At 63.6% G+C, this 17,773-nt stretch carries 18 protein-coding genes; 8 read left to right on the forward strand and 10 right to left on the reverse strand.

Annotated features, from left to right (window positions below; genetic code table 11):
- Nucleotides 1-42: 42 nt before the first annotated feature.
- A complete protein-coding gene (locus GWL_RS17865; protein WP_008332834.1) occupies nucleotides 43-615 on the forward strand; it encodes a Fur family transcriptional regulator in 573 nt (190 codons plus the stop codon).
- Between the two features lie 21 nt (nucleotides 616-636).
- Here GWL_RS17865 and GWL_RS17870 read toward each other — a convergent pair whose 3' ends face one another.
- Nucleotides 637-1,374, reverse strand: coding sequence for an HAD-IA family hydrolase (locus GWL_RS17870; RefSeq protein WP_008332836.1), 738 nt, complete (start codon nucleotides 1,372-1,374; stop codon nucleotides 637-639).
- 95 nt (nucleotides 1,375-1,469) lie between these two features.
- Between GWL_RS17870 and GWL_RS17875 the strand changes: the two genes are divergently transcribed.
- Nucleotides 1,470-2,372, forward strand: a complete 903-nt coding sequence (locus tag GWL_RS17875) for a TraB/GumN family protein (protein ID WP_008332838.1) — start codon at nucleotides 1,470-1,472, stop codon at nucleotides 2,370-2,372.
- A gap of 91 nt (nucleotides 2,373-2,463) precedes the next feature.
- On the opposite strand, the gene argB is transcribed toward GWL_RS17875, so the two are convergent.
- The 4 genes from argB to GWL_RS17895 form a co-directional block, all read right to left on the reverse strand.
- Complete coding sequence (gene argB / locus GWL_RS17880) at nucleotides 2,464-3,357, reverse strand: acetylglutamate kinase (RefSeq protein ID WP_008332843.1); 894 nt, start codon at nucleotides 3,355-3,357, stop codon at nucleotides 2,464-2,466.
- Between the two features lie 138 nt (nucleotides 3,358-3,495).
- The gene (locus tag GWL_RS17885; protein ID WP_008332845.1) at nucleotides 3,496-4,317 is read right to left on the reverse strand and encodes a hypothetical protein; all 822 of its coding nucleotides are present in this window, start codon (nucleotides 4,315-4,317) and stop codon (nucleotides 3,496-3,498) included.
- Between the two features lie 54 nt (nucleotides 4,318-4,371).
- Entirely contained in the window at nucleotides 4,372-5,175 is an 804-nt protein-coding gene (locus tag GWL_RS17890; RefSeq protein WP_034351374.1) for a type III pantothenate kinase, read from the reverse strand.
- Nucleotides 5,172-6,014 carry a biotin--[acetyl-CoA-carboxylase] ligase gene (locus tag GWL_RS17895; RefSeq protein WP_008332847.1) on the reverse strand — a complete coding sequence of 281 codons (843 nt, stop codon included), beginning with the start codon at nucleotides 6,012-6,014 and terminating at the stop codon, nucleotides 5,172-5,174. Before GWL_RS17895 ends, GWL_RS17890 begins: the two co-directional genes overlap by 4 nt.
- Nucleotides 6,015-6,131: 117 nt before the next feature.
- Here GWL_RS17895 and GWL_RS17900 point away from each other — a divergent pair, with 117 nt between their 5' ends.
- From GWL_RS17900 to GWL_RS17915, 4 genes are all read left to right on the forward strand, one after another.
- A complete protein-coding gene (locus GWL_RS17900; RefSeq protein ID WP_034351376.1) occupies nucleotides 6,132-7,283 on the forward strand; it encodes a VanZ family protein in 1,152 nt (383 codons plus the stop codon).
- Between the two features lie 67 nt (nucleotides 7,284-7,350).
- The gene (locus tag GWL_RS17905) at nucleotides 7,351-7,677 is read left to right on the forward strand and encodes a ferredoxin (RefSeq protein WP_008332860.1); all 327 of its coding nucleotides are present in this window, start codon (nucleotides 7,351-7,353) and stop codon (nucleotides 7,675-7,677) included.
- Between the two features lie 77 nt (nucleotides 7,678-7,754).
- Nucleotides 7,755-8,417, forward strand: a complete 663-nt coding sequence (locus tag GWL_RS17910) for an alpha/beta hydrolase (RefSeq protein WP_008332862.1) — start codon at nucleotides 7,755-7,757, stop codon at nucleotides 8,415-8,417.
- Nucleotides 8,418-8,706: 289 nt separating this feature from the next.
- Nucleotides 8,707-9,861, forward strand: a complete 1,155-nt coding sequence (locus tag GWL_RS17915; protein WP_008332864.1) for a D-alanyl-D-alanine carboxypeptidase family protein — start codon at nucleotides 8,707-8,709, stop codon at nucleotides 9,859-9,861.
- Between the two features lie 147 nt (nucleotides 9,862-10,008).
- Here the strand turns inward: GWL_RS17915 and ahpF are convergent, their stop codons facing one another.
- Together ahpF and ahpC are read right to left on the reverse strand one after the other, a co-directional pair.
- Entirely contained in the window at nucleotides 10,009-11,610 is a 1,602-nt protein-coding gene (ahpF, locus tag GWL_RS17920) for an alkyl hydroperoxide reductase subunit F (protein WP_008332866.1), read from the reverse strand.
- Nucleotides 11,611-11,782: 172 nt separating this feature from the next.
- Entirely contained in the window at nucleotides 11,783-12,346 is a 564-nt protein-coding gene (gene ahpC / locus GWL_RS17925) for an alkyl hydroperoxide reductase subunit C (RefSeq protein ID WP_008332872.1), read from the reverse strand.
- 356 nt (nucleotides 12,347-12,702) lie between these two features.
- Here ahpC and GWL_RS17930 point away from each other — a divergent pair, with 356 nt between their 5' ends.
- A complete protein-coding gene (locus tag GWL_RS17930) occupies nucleotides 12,703-13,155 on the forward strand; it encodes a thioesterase family protein (RefSeq protein ID WP_034351379.1) in 453 nt (150 codons plus the stop codon).
- Between the two features lie 91 nt (nucleotides 13,156-13,246).
- Here GWL_RS17930 and GWL_RS17935 read toward each other — a convergent pair whose 3' ends face one another.
- Nucleotides 13,247-15,115 (reverse strand): phosphoenolpyruvate carboxykinase (GTP), encoded by a 1,869-nt coding sequence (locus tag GWL_RS17935; RefSeq protein ID WP_034351380.1) that lies wholly within the window; start codon nucleotides 15,113-15,115, stop codon nucleotides 13,247-13,249.
- 387 nt (nucleotides 15,116-15,502) lie between these two features.
- The gene (locus tag GWL_RS23100; protein ID WP_192811591.1) at nucleotides 15,503-15,664 is read right to left on the reverse strand and encodes a hypothetical protein; all 162 of its coding nucleotides are present in this window, start codon (nucleotides 15,662-15,664) and stop codon (nucleotides 15,503-15,505) included.
- Nucleotides 15,665-15,890: 226 nt separating this feature from the next.
- On the opposite strand from GWL_RS23100, the gene GWL_RS17945 reads away from it, so the two are divergent.
- Nucleotides 15,891-16,877 (forward strand): D-2-hydroxyacid dehydrogenase family protein, encoded by a 987-nt coding sequence (locus tag GWL_RS17945; protein WP_008332890.1) that lies wholly within the window; start codon nucleotides 15,891-15,893, stop codon nucleotides 16,875-16,877.
- Here GWL_RS17945 and GWL_RS17950 read toward each other — a convergent pair.
- Nucleotides 16,855-17,619, reverse strand: a complete 765-nt coding sequence (locus GWL_RS17950; protein ID WP_008332891.1) for a hypothetical protein — start codon at nucleotides 17,617-17,619, stop codon at nucleotides 16,855-16,857. The genes GWL_RS17945 and GWL_RS17950 overlap by 23 nt on opposite strands.
- Nucleotides 17,620-17,773: the final 154 nt, after the last annotated feature.

Here is a 17,773-nt window from a genome sequence, read left to right on the forward strand (position 1 = left end):
TTTAGCTTCTTTCGCCAGTCCCCTGGCCCAGCCCAACCGCCCATGCCGACCATGAAAGCCAAAGCCGCCGTTTCCGCTCCCGCCAGCACCGCCGTCCAGGCCGCGACGGTGACTGCGCTCGCCGAGGCACAGTTGCGCGAGGCCGGGGTGCGCGTGACGCAAGCCCGGGTCAACGTGCTGGGCGCCCTGCTGGAAACCCGCAGCGCTGCCTCTCATCAAGATATCCAGGATCGCTTCGCCGAAATGGACCGGGTCACGCTCTACCGTGCCCTCGATTGCCTGACCGAAGCCGGTCTGGCGCACAAGATCTCCAGCGACGACCGCATCTTCCGCTACAGCGCCGGCGCCGATCATCCTGAGCACGGCCTGCACGACCATCCGCAGGGCAAGCAGCACCAGCACGGCCATTTCAAATGCACCCGCTGCAATCGCGTGTTCTGCCTGGATGCCAGCGATGGCACCGACTTCCTGGCCACCGTCCTGCCCGACGCCGACCGCCACCGCTCCACCGCCGCGCAACTGCAATCGGCCTTGCGCAAGACCCTGGGCAAGGGCTTCCAGAGTCACGAAGTGGAACTGACCATCAAGGGTTGGTGCGCCGATTGCGCTGACTGACTTTTGACAAATCCCTTCACGTCAGCGAGCAGCCCCCAGCGCCGCCAGCCGTCGCGGCAACTGCCGCACTGAACGAACCTTCACATCGACAAAACCCGGCAAGCGACTCAGCGCGCGCTGCCCGCCCATGTGCCCCAGCAGGGCCTGGCTGCCGCGCAGGTACTGGGTCACCCACGCCGTGCGCACACCCAGCTCGCGGGCGCTCTTCAGGTTATCCACCGTATCTTCCACCAGGATGCAGCGATGCGGGGCCACCTTGTGGCGCGCCAGCAGCTTGCGCAGCATGATGCGCGAGGGCTTGGGCCGCAGCTGGCGATGCACGTGCATGGATTCGATGGAGATGTGATGCGAGAAATGCCGGTGCAGTCCCAAATGGCGCACCAGCTCCCGAGAATAACGACGCGGTGCATTGGTCAGCAGGATCTTCTGCCCCGGCAACTGCGCGAGCCAGCGCCCGATGCCACGCTCGGCACGGACCATGCCGGGCAGGTCATCGAAGAGATGGGCTTCGTGCAGAAACTCATCCACGCCCAGGCCATGGTGGCGCACCAGACCCAGGAGGGTGGCGCCGTAGAGCTTCCAGTAATGCCGCCGCAGGTAATTGACCGCCGCCTCGTCGCTCGGCTGCCCATCGTTGTCCAGCACGCGCTTGATGATGCGGTTCATGTTGGTATTGATGGCGGGGAAGATCGCGTGCGAGGCGTTGTGCAGGGTGTTGTCGAGATCGAACAACCAGAGCGGTGTAGTATTGGACGCCATAAAAAGACCGGCGCGCCGCCATGACGGGGGCGCACCTTCAGCAAGCTAGGAAAGAAAGGCCAGCAGTGACCGGATTGATGCAACGCTTGATTATAGTGAGTTTGACCTGGCTGTCCTGCCTGAACTTGCTCTGCCCTGCCCGCGCGGCCACGCCTGCGGAGACCTCCCCACCCGCCCCGCCGCGCGGCGCGCTCTACCAGGTCTCGGATGGCCGCCACACGCTGCTGCTGTTTGGCACCATCCACGTCGGCGCCCCTGATTTCTACCCGCTCGAACCGACGCTGCAACAGGCTTTGGCCACCACCCCCATGCTGGCGCTGGAGCTGGACCCGCAGAACGCCGCTGCCATGCAGAGCGCGGTGCAGCGCCATGCGCTCTATCCCGCCGGACAGCACCTGCTGGATCAGCTCGACCCGGCGCTGCGTCAGCGCACCGAGACCACGCTGCAGCGTTTCGGTCTGTCCCCCGAGAGCGTACAGCAGATGCGCCCATGGATGCTGGCCATGGCCCTGACGGTGCAGGAATATGTGCGCCATGGCTATCGTACCGACCTGGCCGTGGACAGCCACCTGGCCGCGACCGTGCGCGCCCATGGTGGCAAGATCGTGGAACTGGAAAGCGCCGAGCGCCAGATGAGTCTGTTGAGCCAGTTGACCCCGGCCCAGCAGGGGCAATTCCTGGCCGACACCCTGCAGGAACTGGACGATGCCGACCTCACCCGCAAGCTGGACCGCCTGGTCGGCGCCTGGCGTCGCGCCGACAGTGCCGGCTTTGCTGCCGCCTTGCAGGAGATGCAGCAGGATGACAGCTTCACCAGCCGCTTTGCGGTGGACACGCTGCTGCGCAAACGCAATCCGGGCCTGGCCGCAGGCATTGCCGAACTGCTCGGTGAGCACGATCATGCGGTCGCGGCCATCGGTATCCTGCATCTGGTCGGACCTGACAGCGTGCCGGCCTTGCTCGCCAAGAAGGGATTGCAGGTAACGCAACTCTATTAACTCTATTGGAAGCGCTGTGGATAAATAAAAAGGGATGAGCGCAAACTCATCCCTTTTTCGTCACCTCTGCGCTGCAGGGCGATCGATGCGATCAGTGCGAACGGATCATGGTCCCGAAAGCCTGTTCGGTCAGCACTTCCAGCAGCAGCGAGTGTTCGATGCGGCCGTCGATGATGTGCACCGTGTTCACGCCCGACTTGGCCGCATCCAGGGCCGAGGAAATCTTGGGCAGCATGCCGCCGGAGATGGTGCCGTCGGCAAACATCTCGTCGATCTCGCGCGCCGACAGGTCGGTCAGCAGGTTGCCGGCCTTGTCTTGCACGCCGGCGATGTTGGTCATCATGATCAGCTTTTCGGCATGCAGGATCTCGGCGATCTTGCCGGCCACCACATCGGCATTGATGTTGTAGGCCTGGCCATCGTCACCAAACCCGATGGGCGAGATGATGGGGATGAAGGCATCATCCTGCAGCGCCTTGACCACCGCCGGGTTGATCGCCTCGATCTCGCCCACGTAGCCGATGTCCAGGAAGGCACCGGGATGCTCCTTGTCCGGCATCTGCATCTTGCGCGCGCGGATCAGGCCGCCATCCTTGCCGGTCAGGCCCACCGCCTGGCCGCCGTAGTGATTGATCAGCATCACGATGTCCTGCTGCACCTCACCGCCCAGCACCCATTCCACCACTTCCATGGTTTCTTCATCGGTAATGCGCATGCCCTGCACGAAAGTACCCTGCTTGCCGATCTTCTTGAGCGCTGCATCGATCTGCGGGCCACCGCCGTGGACCACCACCGGGTTCATGCCCACCAGCTTCAACAGGATCACGTCGCGGGCGAAGCCGTGCTTCAGGCTTTCTTCCGTCATCGCATTGCCGCCGTACTTGACCACGATGGTCTTGCCGTGGAATTTGCGGATATACGGCAGCGCCTCGGCCAGGATTTCGGCTTTGATCTGGGGGGCTACGTGGGTGAGGTCGGTGGTCATGGCAATGTCCTGTCGATGCGATGAGGAAAAAGTGATGGGTGATGGGGTGATGCGGTTAGGGACGCGATTTTACATGGAAAGCCGCCCGGCTTCGCACTGCAACATGGGACGTGTGCGATCCAGACAACGCCGCCGCGCTCAGGCGCCGCAGGCGCGGATTTCCTGATCCGGGAAGGCGCTCTTGATATTGTCCAGCGCGGTGCGAGCTTCCGGGCTCAGATCACGCAGCTGGAACACCTGTTTGCCGGCCCCCGAACGACGCGCGATGATGCGCGCGCTGCGCACGCCGCGCGAGATCAGCTGGCCGACATACGCCTTGGCCGCCTCTTCGGTACGGAAGATGCCCAGCGAGACGCCGTTACGCAGCGCCGGATTGGGGAAGCTGTCCGGAATGACATAGAAATCGCCGATCCCCAGGCGCCGCAGCTCGGCAATACGCCGCTCGGCACCGTCGCGACCATCCTGAGGCGGGATGAAGACCATATGGCTGGTGACGTCCTGGGTCAGCTTCTGGACCACCTTGTCGCCCAGCTTGAGGCTGGCCAGTTGTTCCGAGAAGCGGCGGGCATCGGCGGCAGTGAAGTTGCCGACTTCGGTACAGGAAGGGGTGACCGCAGCAAGCTGCGGGGTCGCCGCTGTCGGTGCTGTCGGTGCTGTCGGTGCCGTCGTTGCCGCCGTCGCGGCTGTCGCGGCCGGCGTCGGTGCATCGGGGGCCACAGGCGTGGCCGTCGCAGCGGCATCGGTACCGGCGGCGGGCGCCGTCGCAGCTTGCGCGCGCAGTTGCGAAGCCAGCTTCTCGCTATTGGCCGGCAGCAGGCTCAACAGCTCGGGCCGCAATTGTTGGGTCAGGCGCTGCGGTTCACGCCGTTCGGTCGCGCTGGCACCAAAATAACCGCGTGAGAGCCCGAACAGGACCACGTTACCCACCAGCAACAGCCAAAAAAGCAGTTTCAGCTTCATCCGCGCCCAGTCTTCCTTGCCCTGATTGATTTGTCTGCCTGCATGGACAGGCGTTCAGCGTCCATGGTTCATGGCCGTATAGAGGCCAATGAGCACCAGATTATCCACCTTTTCCAGCGGCGTATCGCCCAGCGCCAGGTAAGGCGCCAGCAGTATCCCCGCGCCACCGGCCAGCAGGCAGCGCAAGGCTGCGCCGGGATGCCGGCGGCGGCGCTCGGCCAGCGCGTGCTCGATGGCCCCGACCTGGGCTGCGATGCAGCCGGCGACGATGGCATCGACCGTATTGTCGGCAAACATCCGCTCGGGTGGCGCCGCGCCATCGATGCGGGGCAACTGGGCCGTATTGAGGGCCAGCGAGGTGGCCATGGTGCCAAAGCCCGGCAGGATCATGCCGCCTTCGAACACGCCCTCGGCGCTGATGACGTCGATGGTCGTGGCCGTACCGCATGTGGCTACCAGCAACTGCTCATCGGGAAACAGCGAGCGCGCACCGATGGCTGCGGCAAAGCGGTCACAGCCCAGCTGGCCGGGATGGCGGTAGCCATTGCGTATGCCGGCCCGCTCGGGCGCGGAGGCAAACCATTCGATGATCACACGCGGCCCGAAGACAGCGTACAAGATGGCCTGCAGGCGATCCCGCAAGGCCGGTCCGGCGACATTGGAGACGGCGACCTGCAGGTCCGCATCGCTGGCCATCAGGCCGGTGAGCGCCGCCCAGTCCAGCGCCAGCGCCTCGACCTCGGCACGCTCCACCGCGCCTTGCTGCCGCCACGGCAAGGGCGGGGCGGCGCCACGGTCCGCATCGGCCACCAGCGCCCACTTGATGCGGGTATTGCCGGCATCGACCAGCAGCATCATGCGTCTTGCAGCCGCAACGAGACATCCCCGGCCAGGATCTCGACCTGTCCGCTCCCGGTCTCGATGAGGAAGCGGCCCATCATGTCCACGCCCATCGCGGTGCCTTCCTGCAGGACGCGGCCATTCTCGACGATCTTGACGGCCTGCCCGGCATAGGCGTGGAAGGCTTCCCAGCGCTTGACGAAGGCCCCGAAGCCGCGCGCCTCGAACTCCTCCAGAACGCCGGCGAGGGCGCTGGCGATGATGGCCAGCACGGTCTCGCGCGGCGGCTTCTTCAGTTCGGGCGCAGCCCCGACCGCGCGCTGCAGTTCATCTTCCAGGCCTGGTGGTACCGCCAGGTTCAGGCCGATGCCGATGACGGCCCAGGTGGCCTCGCCCTGGCGGCCGTCGGCGGCGGTCTCGATCAGGATACCGGCCAGCTTGGCGCCATCGCGCAGGACGTCATTGGGCCATTTCAATTGCGGGCGGATACCGAACACTTCCAGCGCCTCGGCCAGGGCCACACCGACGGCCAGCGGCAAGCCCAGCAGCGCGTGCGTGGGCCGCTGCAGGCGCCAGGCCAGTGAGAAGGTCAGCGAATCTTCCGCCGCGGCACGCCAGGGGCGTCCCGCGCGGCCACGACCGGCGCTCTGGCGATCGGCCACCAGCAGCAGCGGGCGCTGCAAGGTGGACAGGCGCTGCATCAGGTCGACATTGGTGGAGCCGGTCACGGCCACGGCTTCGACATCGATACGTTGCTGGCCCTGGGGGTCGGAACCGGCCAGAAGCATGCCGATGCGCTCTGGGCGCACCAGCGGCGCCGATTCAGGCTCGGCGGGCATGGGAAAAGTCAGTGTCATGCGCGCATTGTAACGGCAGAGCGGGCTGACGCGGGATGCCGGATGCCAGACAAACGCAAAGGTAAAGACGATGGCCGGCAGCGACCACCTCTTGCGAAATCGGTTACCCTCTGGCCCATGCCCGTTCCACCCGACTCCCGCTGCGAGCCTCCTGCTGCCCCGGCCAGTGCGCCGGCGGCCTCCTCGTTCGCGCGCGTGAGCCTGCTGGTCTATACGCTGCTGATCGTCTATGCCAGCTGGTATCCCTTCTCCGGCTGGCGTGACATGGGGCTCATGCCCTTTGATTATCTGGGCGCGCGCCTGCCCTACTACTGGACCGTGTTCGATGTCTGGACCAACGTCGCCGGTTACGTGCCGGTGGGCCTGCTGCTGGTACTGGCCCTGCATCCGCACCTGCGTCCCTGGTGGGCGGTGTGGCCGGCCATACTGGCCGGCACGCTCCTGTCGGCCTGCATGGAGGCGGTGCAGACCTATCTGCCGACCCGTGTACCCTCCAACCTCGACCTGTTGACCAACGCGCTGGGCGTGGCCCTGGGCGCCCTGCTGGGAGCGGCCTGCAGCCGTTATTTCCTGCACGAGAGCCGCTTCCTGCTGCTGCGCCGCCGCTGGTTCTCGGGCGAAGCCAGCCGGGGCCTGGTGGTGGCCGGCCTGTGGCCGCTGGCGCTGATCTTTCCACAGAATCACCTGTTCGGTCTGGGCCATCTGGTGCCGCCGCTGTCGGCCTTGTTCTCCGATCTGTTCGATACCCCCATCGACCTGGCCACCACCTGGCTCAACAGCGTGCAGCCGAGTGCCGAACAATACTGGCTGGCCGACGTCATCGTCACCGCCTGCGGCCTGACCGGCGCGGCCCTGCTGGTGCTGCTGCTGATGCGGCGTCAGGCTCCGCGTCGCCGGCTGGTGGCGCTGTACCTGCTGGCCTGCATCGCCACCAAGTCACTGGCCTGCGCCCTCTTCTTCGCACCGCAGAACGCCTTCGTGTGGATCTCGCCCAGCGCCGTGGGTGGCATCATGCTGGGGACCATGATGATCGTCGGGCTGGCCTGGGCACCGCCCACGGCACAGCGTCGGGTGGCCGCACTGGCGCTGATTCTGAGCCTGATGGTGACCAATGCGGTCCCGGCCAATCCCTATTACATCTCCACGCTGGAAACCTGGGTGCAGGGCAAATTCCTCAACTTCGACGGCGCCGCGCAGTTCCTCTCGGTGCTGTGGCCCTTCCTGGCGATCTGGTTCCTGCTCCATCCGGTGCACCGCAGGCCGGCTTGAGCGAGGTGTATCATTGACGCTTTGCCGGCCCGCACCGGCACCGTCGCCACTCTCCACAGGTCATCCCATGAGCGATCAAGAGCAACCCTATTACGAACATCACGTCTTCTTCTGCCTGAACCAGCGCCAGCCGGGCGAACGTACCTGCTGTGCCGACAAGGGCGCGCAGGCCGCCCAGGAACATGCCAAGAAGCGCATCAAGCAACTGGGCCTGTCCGCGCCCGGCAAGGTCCGCATCAACAAGGCCGGATGCCTGGAGCGCTGCGAGGAAGGCCCGGTCGTGGTGATCTACCCGCAAGGCACCTGGTACACCTACGTCGACAATGAAGACATCGACGAGATCATCGACAGCCACATCGTCGGCGGCAAGGTCGTGGATCGCCTGAAAATCTGACGATATGAAACTTTGAGCATGCTGCGGCCCGCCATGCCCGTCGCAGCAAGCTTCCCTCATCCGTTTTCCCGCACGCCATGAACGTACATACCCAACACTTCCAGATCGCCGGTGCCGTCGGCCAGCTCGAATGCGCGCTCGATCTGCCGGACCCCGAGCAATTTGCCGCGCCGGTCGGCCTGGCCCTGGTGGCCCATCCGCATCCGCTCTACGGCGGCACCATGGACAACAAGGTCGCGCAAACCCTGGCCCGCACCTTCCTGGCGCTGGGCTACGTAGCGGTGCGCATGAATTTCCGCGGCGTGGGCAAGTCCGAAGGCGTGCATGACCATGGCGCCGGCGAGACCGACGACATGGCCCTGCTGCTGCAGCACATGCGCACCCAATATCCCGAGCTGCCGTTGGCGCTGGGAGGATTCTCCTTCGGCACCTTCGTCCAGGCGCAATTGCAGCAGCGTCTGCAGCAGCAGGATGCGGCCAGCGCCGCCGAGCGACTGGTACTGGTGGGCACGGCGGCCGGAAAGTGGCCCATGCCACCGGCACCGGCCAATACCATCCTGATCCACGGCGAGCAGGACGACACCATTCCCCTGTCCGCCGTGCTGGACTGGGCGCGCCCTCAAGAGCTGCCGGTCGTAGTGATTCCGGGCTCGGATCACTTTTTTCACCGCAAGCTGCAACATATCAAAAATGTCGTGGTCGAAAGCTGGCATCGCCGCCCGGCGCAGCTTCAGGCCTGAACGTTTCCGACAAGTCCGACGTCCATCCCGAAGCCATGGCGGCGCTGCGCGAGGCGAGCCCAGGGCGCCATGCCGGTATCGTGAGGGGATTTTCGGGGATGAAGATTCATTCAATTGGGAACGATGCCGCATGACGTTTTATAATTCAGTGCGACCAGCCAGTCAGAAGCAGCGAGCCTTTGCCAGGCTGTTCACACTGATTGAACCCGACTGATCCGTCCTGCCTCACCCTCTTTTCAAACCAACAGCTACGATGTCCCCCCGTGCTGGCAATTTTTCTTAGGCACCGATGAAAAAGCTTCTCGCGGCATTCGCCGCAACCGTCCTTTCCCTTTCCGCCGTCACCGCCTCCGCCCAAAGCCTGCCGCCGCCGACCGTGGCGGCCAAGAGCTGGCTGCTGCTCGATGCTTCGGCCAACCAGGTGATCGCCTCCAGTGAGGCCGACACCCGCGTGGAACCGGCCTCGCTGACCAAGCTGATGACCGCCTACCTGGCCTTCGCCGCGCTGCGCGACAAGCGCCTGAGCCTGGAGCAGGAAGTCAATGTCTCGGTCAATGCCTGGAAGGTTGATCCGAGCAGCTCCAAGATGTTCATCGAGCCCAACAAGCCGGTCTCCATCGACAATCTGCTCTATGGCCTGATCTCGGTGTCGGGCAACGATGCCGCCGTGGCCGTGGCCGAAGCGGTCTCCGGTACCGAAGACGCCTTCGTGCAGCTGATGAACCGTGAAGCCCAGCGCCAGGGCCTGACCAACACCCATTTCAGCAACCCGCATGGTCTGCCCAGCCCGGACACCTATACCACGGCGCGCGACCTGTCGATTCTGTGCCGCAACCTGATCAACGACTTCCCCGACTATTACAAGCGCTACTACTCGGTCAAGAAGTTCACCTACAACAACATCACCCAGCCCAACCGCAACCGTCTGCTGTGGCTGGACCCGACGGTGGACGGCATGAAGACCGGTCACACTTCCAGCGCCGGTTATTCGCTGATCACCTCGGCCCATCGCCCGGTGCCCAACGGCGAGCGTCGCCTGATCTCGGTGGTGATCGGTACCGTCTCCGACGCGGTCCGCACTCAGGAAAGCCAGAAGCTGCTCAACTGGGGCTTCCAGAACTTCGATGCCGTCAAGCTCTACGCCAAGGGCCAGGCCGTCGACACGCCTGACGTGTGGAAGGGTTCGCAGAGCAAGATCAAGGTCGGCTTCAAGAACGATGTCTACATCACCATCCCCAAGGGCACGGCCGACAAGGTCAAGACCAAGCTGGAGCGCAATGATCCGCTGATCGCCCCGATCTCGGAAAACGCCAAGGTCGGCACCCTGAAGGTGACCATCGACGACAAGACCGTGGCCGAACTGCCGGTGATCGCACTGGAATCGGTGGGCCCGGCGGGCTTCATCGGTCGTGCCTGGGATTCGCTGCGTCTGATGTTCAAGTAACCGAGCCACAGGCAGTTGCACCATGCAAAACGCCATCGGGAAACCGATGGCGTTTTATCATGCCCTCGTGCGAGCTTCGTCCGCGCAAAAAAACGCCACCGTCTCAGCGGTGGCGTTTCAACTTGTGGACGTCCAGACTGAGCTGGCTCAGGCAGCCACGGCTTCCTTGGCCACTGCCGGAGCCACGTCATCGGCCGACGAACGGATCAGGTGATCGAAGGCCGACAGGGCTGCCGTCGCACCTGCACCCACGGCGATGACGATCTGCTTGTACGGCACGGTGGTCACGTCGCCTGCGGCGAAGACGCCCGGAATCGAGGTCTGTCCCTTGGCATCGATCTCGATCTCGCCGTGTTTGGACAAGGCCAGGGTTCCCTTGAGCCATTCGGTGTTGGGCACCAGGCCGATCTGGACGAACACGCCTTCCAGTTCCACATGCCTGATCTCGCCGCTCTCGCGCTCCTTGTAGCTGATGCCGTTGACGCGCTGGCCATCGCCGGTGATCTCGGTGGTCTGCGCCGAGGTCACGATGGTCACATTGGGCAGGCTCTTCAACTTGCGTACCAGCACGGCATCGGCCTTGAGTTCAGCCGCGAACTCGATCAGGGTCACATGGGCGACGATACCGGCCAGGTCGATGGCCGCTTCCACGCCCGAGTTGCCGCCGCCGATCACCGACACGCGCTTGCCCTTGAACAGCGGACCATCGCAGTGCGGGCAATAGGCCACGCCCTTGTTCTTGTATTCCTGCTCGCCCGGCACGTTGACGTTGCGCCAGCGGGCACCGGTGGAGAGGATCACGGTCTTGCCCTTCAACACGCCGCCATTGGCCAGCTTCACTTCGATCAGCTTGTCGCCCGGCACCAATGCCTCAGCGCGTTGCACGTTCATGATGTCGACGTCATAGGCACGCACGTGCTGTTCCAGCGCGGTCGCGAATTGCGGACCTTCGGTTTCCTGCACCGAGATGAAGTTCTCGATGGCCAGCGTATCGAGCACCTGCCCACCGAAACGCTCGGCCACCACGCCGGTACGGATGCCCTTGCGCGCTGCATAGATGGCAGCGGCTGCACCGGCAGGGCCACCGCCGACGATGAGCACGTCGTACGGCTCCTTGGCGCTCAGTTCTTCACCCTTGCGGGCAGCGGCACCGGTGTCGAGCTTGGCGAGGATCTCTTCCACGCCGGTACGGCCCTGGCCGAAGACTTCACCGTTCATGTAGACGGTCGGCACGGCCATGATCTGGCGTTGCTCGACTTCACCCTGGAACAGCGCGCCGTCGATGGTGACCGACTGGATGCGCGGATTGATGATGGACATCACGTTGAGCGCCTGCACGACTTCCGGGCAGTTCTGGCAGGTCAGCGAGACGTAGGTCTCGAAGCGATAGTCGCCGTCCAGGTTCTTGATCTGCTCGATGACCTTGTCGTCGAGCTTGACCGGGTGGCCGCCGACTTGCAGCAGCGCCAGCACCAGGGAGGTAAATTCGTGGCCCATGGGGATCGCGGCGAATTCGACGCTGATGTGGGTCCCGGGGCGGTTCAGTTTGAAGGACGGGGTACGTCCCTGGGCATCGGCACCGCGTTGCTCGACCAGCTTGATGCGGTCCGACAGCAGCACGATGTCTTGCAGGAGTTCCTGCATCTCACGGGACTTGGCGCCATCATCGAGCGACGCGACGATCTCGATCGGGTGGCTGACCTTTTCCAGATAGGCCTTCAATTGGGTCTTGAGATTGGCATCAAGCATGATGATTACTTCCTCGTTGAGAGATTCTAGGGTCGCCCTGACCACGGCCTCGCCCTTGTGAGGGTCGGCCGCTTGCCCGGGGGGGAGCGGGTCAGGACGGATACTGCGGGATATTCAGTGCAGCGCCAGCCGGAGAACAGCGCTTGGCTGGCGCGATACGGCGGGATGTTGCTTAGATCTTGCCGACCAGGTCCAGCGAAGGCTTCAGGGTGGCGGCGCCTTCTTCCCACTTGGCGGGGCAGACTTCACCCGGGTGCGATGCGACGTACTGGGCGGCCTTGACCTTGCGCAGCAGTTCCGAAGCGTCACGGCCGATGCCGTTGTCATGCACTTCCATGACCTTGATTTCGCCTTCCGGATTGATCACGAAGGTGCCGCGCAGTGCCAGGCCTTCTTCTTCGATCAGCACTTCGAAATTGCGTGCCAGGGTCGCGGTCGGGTCGCCCACCAGCGGGTACTGGACCTTCTTGATGGCTTCCGAGGTGTCGTGCCATGCCTTGTGAGCGAAGTGGGTGTCGGTGGACACGCCGTAGATTTCAACGCCCAGCTTCTTGAATTCAGCGTAGTTGTCGGCCAGATCTTCCAGCTCGGTCGGGCACACGAAAGTGAAGTCGGCCGGGTAGAACACGAACACGGACCACTTGCCCTTCAGGGTGGCTTCGGTGATGTCGACGAACTTGCCATCGTGGTAAGCGGTTGCCTTGAACGGCTTGATAGTGGTGTTGATCAGGGACATTGTCGATTTCCTTTTAAAGGGGGTTGAGTGAAGCGATGGGATGAATAGTAGAACGCCCAACAAAATAGATCAATTTTATTTAATCAATACTTTTGATTGGATTTAACTATCAGTCTTGAGGATCCGGCTATCGGCAGCGCCGGCGAGCGCAAACGGCGCGGTCACCACAAACACATGGCGTCGGCCCGCGCAGATGCAAGCACGACACTGGCCAATTGCCAACCATGATCGCTTAAGATGGAACACTTCCGGCAGCGCCCTGCAGCGGGCACGACCGGAAGTGGAAGCAATGTTACTGCAAGCACGCCATTCTTGTGCAGGTGCACAAGCCGACCAATCCTGACTCTGATGAACCGATGAGCGAGCACCGTCCCCAACCCGGCCGCCGCGCCGATTTCCCGCATTTTCACGCCATTGCGACGCGCTGGATGGACAACGACGTTTATGGCCACGTCAACAATGTCATCTACTACAGCTGGTTCGATACCGCCGTGAACCATTATCTGGTGCAGCAGGGTGTGCTGGATATCGAGCGGGGAGAAGTGATCGGGCTGGTCATTGAAACGCATTGCAACTATTTCGCTTCCGTCGCTTTTCCGGACCTGATCGAAGTGGGTGTTCGGGTGGCGCATCTGGGGCGCAGCAGCGTGCGTTACGAGCTGGGCATCTTCAAGGCGGGTGAAGACACTGCCGCTGCGCAAGGCCACTTCGTGCACGTGTACGTGGATCGTGGCAGCCGCAGGCCGGTGGCGTTGCCGGAGGCATTGCGGGCGGCGCTCATGCCGCTGACCTTGCCCATGGCTGGCTGAACGAACACTCGCGCCAGGTCTGCCCGGCAAAAAGAAAACGCCCGCCGCATCACTGCGGCAGGCGCTTCCTGTCTTCTCCGAACCGGTCAGCTTAGGCTGCCAGCTTCTTCTCCAGCTTGTCCTTGACGCCTTGCAGTTCAGCCGGCAGCTTGTGCTTGAGCTTGTCGAACAGTTCCGCATGCAGCTCCAGTTCCTTGACCCAGGCGGCCTTGTCGATGGAGGTGATGGTGGTGAACTGTTCGGCGCTGAAGTCCAGGCCTTCCCATTGCAGATCCTCGAAACGCGGGGTGATGCCGAAGAGGTGCTCGACACCGCCGGTCTTGACGCCCTGCGGATCCTCGATGCGGTCCAGCATCCACTTCAGCACGCGCATGTTGTCGCCGAAGCCGGGCCAGACGAACTTGCCATCGGCATCGGTGCGGAACCAGTTCACGCAGTAGATCTTGGGCAGCTCGGCGGGCGAAGCAGCGATCTTCTTGCCGATGTCCAGCCAGTGCTGGAAGTATTCGCTCATGTTGTAACCGGCGAACGGCAGCATGGCGAACGGATCGCGGCGCACCACGCCCTGCTGGCCGACGGCCGCAGCGGTGGTTTCCGAACCCATGGTCGCGGCCATGTAGACGCCTTCAACCCAGTTGCGGGCTTCAGTCACCAGCGGCACGGTGGTGGAACGGCGACCACCGAAGATGAAGGCCGAGATCGGTACGCCGGCCGGATCGTCCCAGGCCGGATCGATCACCGGGTTCTGGGTGGCTGCGACGGTGAAGCGGGCGTTCGGGTGCGCTGCCTTGCGGCCGGTTTCCTTGCCGATTTCCGGGGTCCAGTCCTTGCCCTGCCAGTCGATCAGGTGCGCCGGCGCTTCCTTGGTCATTCCTTCCCACCAGACATCGCCATCATCGGTCAGCGCCACGTTGGTGAAGATGGTATTGGCCGACACCGAGGCCATGCAGTTGTAGTTGCTCTTTTCGTTGGTGCCCGGGGCCACGCCGAAATAGCCGGCTTCCGGGTTGATGGCATACAGGCGGCCATCGGCACCCGGCTTGATCCAGGCGATGTCGTCACCGATGGTGGTGACCTTCCAGCCGCCGAAGGCCTTGGGCGGGATCAGCATGGCGAAGTTGGTCTTGCCGCAGGCCGAGGGGAAGGCCGCTGCCACGTAATGCTTCTTGCCTTCGGGCGACTCCACACCCAGGATCAGCATGTGCTCGGCCAGCCAGCCCTGGGCGCGGCCCATGGTGGAGGCGATGCGCAGGGCGAAGCACTTCTTGCCCAACAGCGCGTTGCCGCCGTAGCCCGAACCGTAGGACCAGATCTCGCGGGTTTCCGGATAGTGGACGATGTATTTGGTGGCATTGCACGGCCAGGCCACATCCTTCTGACCAGCCGCCAGCGGCGCGCCCACGGTGTGCACGCAAGGCACGAACTCGCCATCGCTGCCCAGCACGTCGTACACGGCTTTGCCCATGCGGGTCATGATGCGCATGTTCACCGCCACATAGGGCGAGTCCGACAGTTCCACGCCAATGTGCGCGATGGGCGAACCCAGCGGACCCATCGAGAACGGCACCACGTACAGGGTGCGGCCGGCCATGCAACCGTCGAAGAGACCATTCAAGGTCTGGCGCATCTCGGCCGGATCGGTCCAGTTGTTGGTCGGGCCAGCGTCTTCCTTGTTCTTGGAGCAGATGAAGGTGCGGTCTTCCACGCGCGCCACATCCGACGGATCGGAACAGGCCAGGTAGCTGTTGGGACGCTTGGCTTCGTTGAGCTTCTTCATGGTGCCGGCGGCAACCATTTCCGCGCACAGGCGATCGTATTCTTCCTGCGAACCATCGCACCAGTAAATGCGAGCCGGCTTGGTCAGCGCGGCGATTTCGGCGACCCAGTTGATCAGTTTCTGGTGTTTGACGCAGGCGGGCGCATTGACTGCGGGAATGCCTGCCATGAGGGGTTGGTTCATATGCTACCTCCAATGCCACAAGTTGATGAATTCGGTTGGCACGGCAGGATCGTCGTTGCACGGAGCCGGCGGGATGCACACGCCAGTCGGCAGTACGGCGGTCTTGTCGGTGGCGACCGGCTCAGAGAGCCCGGTCACCCTGCCCGCCCCCTTGCTGGCGGCGGGTTTTGCTCACTCTTCGACAGTCGAGAGTGCAGGAAAGTGGCAGCGATTGTACCCCGATAAAACGGAATTTACGCAAATTTGTAGCGAAAAATACCCGACTTATGTAGTAGGTAATTACAAATCAAAAAAATTCTGTTTTTTCATTACTGTGCCGCATAACAGCAATTCCAGGACAATCCGCATGAATACTGGATTTGCGCGGCATTGCGGCAGATCAGCCATTCACACCGTGAATATCTCCTGTAAAAAGGCGACGAAAACTTTCACCTTGGCCGTCTCCCGGCGTGTCGGCTGGTAAAGCGCCACGATGTTCGGACCGGGCACTTGCCATTCGGGCAGCATCGGCACCAGGCTGCCCTCCTGCAGGGCCGGATCGAGGGTCACCGACATCTGCTGGATGATGCCGCCGCCGGCCCCGTGCGGCGGCCCCCGAGGAGCCCCACCCCCTCCTGGTCGGACGTCCCCCATCAATATGCGAGCTTTTTGACGCGCAAGGGCGGCATCAGCAATCCCGCCCGTGCCGAATCTCGGCAATCGCTTTATGATGGACGCCCACGCCAGCCACACCCGTGGCCGACGACCGCCCCTCAAGAGTGCCAGGAGACTTCCCATGAAAATCGCCATCCTCGACGACTACCAGGATGCCGTGCGCCACCTCGATTGCTTTGGCCTGCTCGACGGCCACGACGTCAAGGTCTTCACCAACACCGTGCGCGGCATCGGGCAACTGGCCGCCCGGCTGGCACCGTTTGACGCCGTGGTCCTGATCCGCGAACGCACCGCCCTCACCCAGCCCCTGCTGGAAAAGCTCCCCCTGCTGAAACTGATTTCCCAGACCGGCAAGGTCAGCGGCCATGTGGACGTGGCCGCCGCCACCGCGCGCGGCATCGCCATCGTCGAAGGCGTGGGCGACCCCACCGCACCGGCCGAATTGACCTGGGCCCTCATCATGGCCGCCATGCGCCGCGTGCCGCAATACTGCAGCGCCCTGCGTGCAGGAGCCTGGCAACAGGTCTCGCCGACGCCGCATCACAACCTGATCGGTACCGCCCTGAAGGGGCGCACCCTGGGCATCTGGGGCTACGGCAAGATCGGCAAACTGGTGGCCGGCTATGGCCGCGCCTTCGGCATGCAGGTAGTGGTGTGGGGACGCGAGGCCAGCCGCGAGCAAGCCGTCAAGGATGGCCTGCAGACCGCCGCCAGCAAGGAGGATTTCTTCGCCCAGGCAGACGTGCTGAGCCTGCACCTGCGCTTGAACGACACCACGCGCGGCATCGTCAAGGCCAGCGACCTGGCCCGCATGAAGCCGACCGCCTGCCTCGTCAACACCAGCCGTGCCGAACTGGTCGAGGCCGACGCGCTGGAAGCGGCCCTGCAAGCCGGCCGCCCCGGACTGGCTGCGCTGGACGTCTACGAGCGCGAACCGCTGCCGGTGGATTCAGCGCTGCTGAAGATGGACAACGTGGTAGCCGCCCCGCACCTGGGTTACGTGGAAAAAGACGGATATGAACTTTACTTCCGCGCGGCCTTCCAGAACATCGTCGACTACGCCGCCGGGTCGCCCAGGAACGTCCTCAATCCTGAGGCTCTGGGGTGATACGGTGAATGGTTTTGACCGGCGGGTCATAGGTCAGCTGGGGCATGGCCCCGGCACGCTTCCACAGGTGCCGCCAGCCCGGCGGCCAAGGTAGCGGCGGCCCGGCGTATTCGGGAACATTGCGCCGGATCGGGATCACCGGCAGGTGTTCCGGGATGCTGCCGTTGCTGTGCCAGCCGAGGCTGAAGGCGTAATCCGGCAGGAGCGTGGCGCAGACCAGTTCGAACCAGCTGGCGTGGGCCTCGTCCTCGCCCAGCGCCTGGGCCAGTCCTTGCGGGTCGAACTGGGCCAGCAGGCGCGCCAGTTCCTCGGGTGACGAGGAGGGCCCATCTCCCCAGCCCATCACCGGATTGAAGTTGTAATCGGCCCCAGAGCCATACCAGCCCTCGCGCCAGGGCCGTTCGATCCAGTTGCGCGGGCCGCTGAAGAGATGCCAGCGCCAGTGCAGTCCGGACGGCTTGGGCCAGCTGTACAGATACAGGCGCTGGTAACCGGCACGATGCAGCTCGCGCACCATGGCCATCAGGCGCGCATGCGGCATGCGGTCCGGCGGGGCGCGACGGAACAGGATGGGCGTGCCATCGGCGTGCTGCACTTCGTCCGAGGACAGGTTCAGATCGAGCGTACGCACCTCGCTGCCGAAGCGCGCAGAAATCCAGCCCGTCATCAGGTTGACGAGCACGATCACGCCATAGCCGCGATGGCGGTGGAAGATGACGGTGCCGGGTGCCAGAGGTTTCATATCCGGTCCATTATAAATGTCCTGAGAAAATCGCTCCGGGCCGACCTGTCTCCCGGCATAAATGAAGCTTCCTGCGTGTAAGATAGCGCCTGCCAGCGGCCATTGCGGCGGCTATCCGGGGGGAAGCGGCTGGCACGCGGCGTCCGGGAGCGCA

This window comes from Herbaspirillum sp. GW103 (assembly GCF_000261365.1).
Lineage (GTDB): Bacteria > Pseudomonadota > Gammaproteobacteria > Burkholderiales > Burkholderiaceae_D > Herbaspirillum.

Excerpts from the sequence above, each read along its gene's own strand:
- GWL_RS17890 (WP_034351374.1), bottom strand. The coding sequence starts at position 5,175 with ATGATGCTGCTGGTCGATGCCGGCAATACCCGCATCAAGTGGGCGCTG.
- GWL_RS17905 (WP_008332860.1), top strand. The coding sequence starts at position 7,351 with ATGAGCGATCAAGAGCAACCCTATTACGAACATCACGTCTTCTTCTGC.
- GWL_RS17945 (WP_008332890.1), top strand. The coding sequence starts at position 15,891 with ATGAAAATCGCCATCCTCGACGACTACCAGGATGCCGTGCGCCACCTC.
- ahpF (WP_008332866.1), bottom strand. The coding sequence starts at position 11,610 with ATGCTTGATGCCAATCTCAAGACCCAATTGAAGGCCTATCTGGAAAAG.
- GWL_RS17900 (WP_034351376.1), top strand. The coding sequence starts at position 6,132 with ATGCCCGTTCCACCCGACTCCCGCTGCGAGCCTCCTGCTGCCCCGGCC.
- argB (WP_008332843.1), bottom strand. The coding sequence starts at position 3,357 with ATGACCACCGACCTCACCCACGTAGCCCCCCAGATCAAAGCCGAAATC.
- ahpC (WP_008332872.1), bottom strand. The coding sequence starts at position 12,346 with ATGTCCCTGATCAACACCACTATCAAGCCGTTCAAGGCAACCGCTTAC.
- GWL_RS17915 (WP_008332864.1), top strand. The coding sequence starts at position 8,707 with ATGAAAAAGCTTCTCGCGGCATTCGCCGCAACCGTCCTTTCCCTTTCC.
- GWL_RS17935 (WP_034351380.1), bottom strand. The coding sequence starts at position 15,115 with ATGAACCAACCCCTCATGGCAGGCATTCCCGCAGTCAATGCGCCCGCC.
- GWL_RS17895 (WP_008332847.1), bottom strand. The coding sequence starts at position 6,014 with ATGACACTGACTTTTCCCATGCCCGCCGAGCCTGAATCGGCGCCGCTG.
- GWL_RS17950 (WP_008332891.1), bottom strand. The coding sequence starts at position 17,619 with ATGAAACCTCTGGCACCCGGCACCGTCATCTTCCACCGCCATCGCGGC.
- GWL_RS17865 (WP_008332834.1), top strand. The coding sequence starts at position 43 with ATGCCGACCATGAAAGCCAAAGCCGCCGTTTCCGCTCCCGCCAGCACC.
- GWL_RS17930 (WP_034351379.1), top strand. The coding sequence starts at position 12,703 with ATGAGCGAGCACCGTCCCCAACCCGGCCGCCGCGCCGATTTCCCGCAT.
- GWL_RS17910 (WP_008332862.1), top strand. The coding sequence starts at position 7,755 with ATGAACGTACATACCCAACACTTCCAGATCGCCGGTGCCGTCGGCCAG.
- GWL_RS17885 (WP_008332845.1), bottom strand. The coding sequence starts at position 4,317 with ATGAAGCTGAAACTGCTTTTTTGGCTGTTGCTGGTGGGTAACGTGGTC.
- GWL_RS17870 (WP_008332836.1), bottom strand. The coding sequence starts at position 1,374 with ATGGCGTCCAATACTACACCGCTCTGGTTGTTCGATCTCGACAACACC.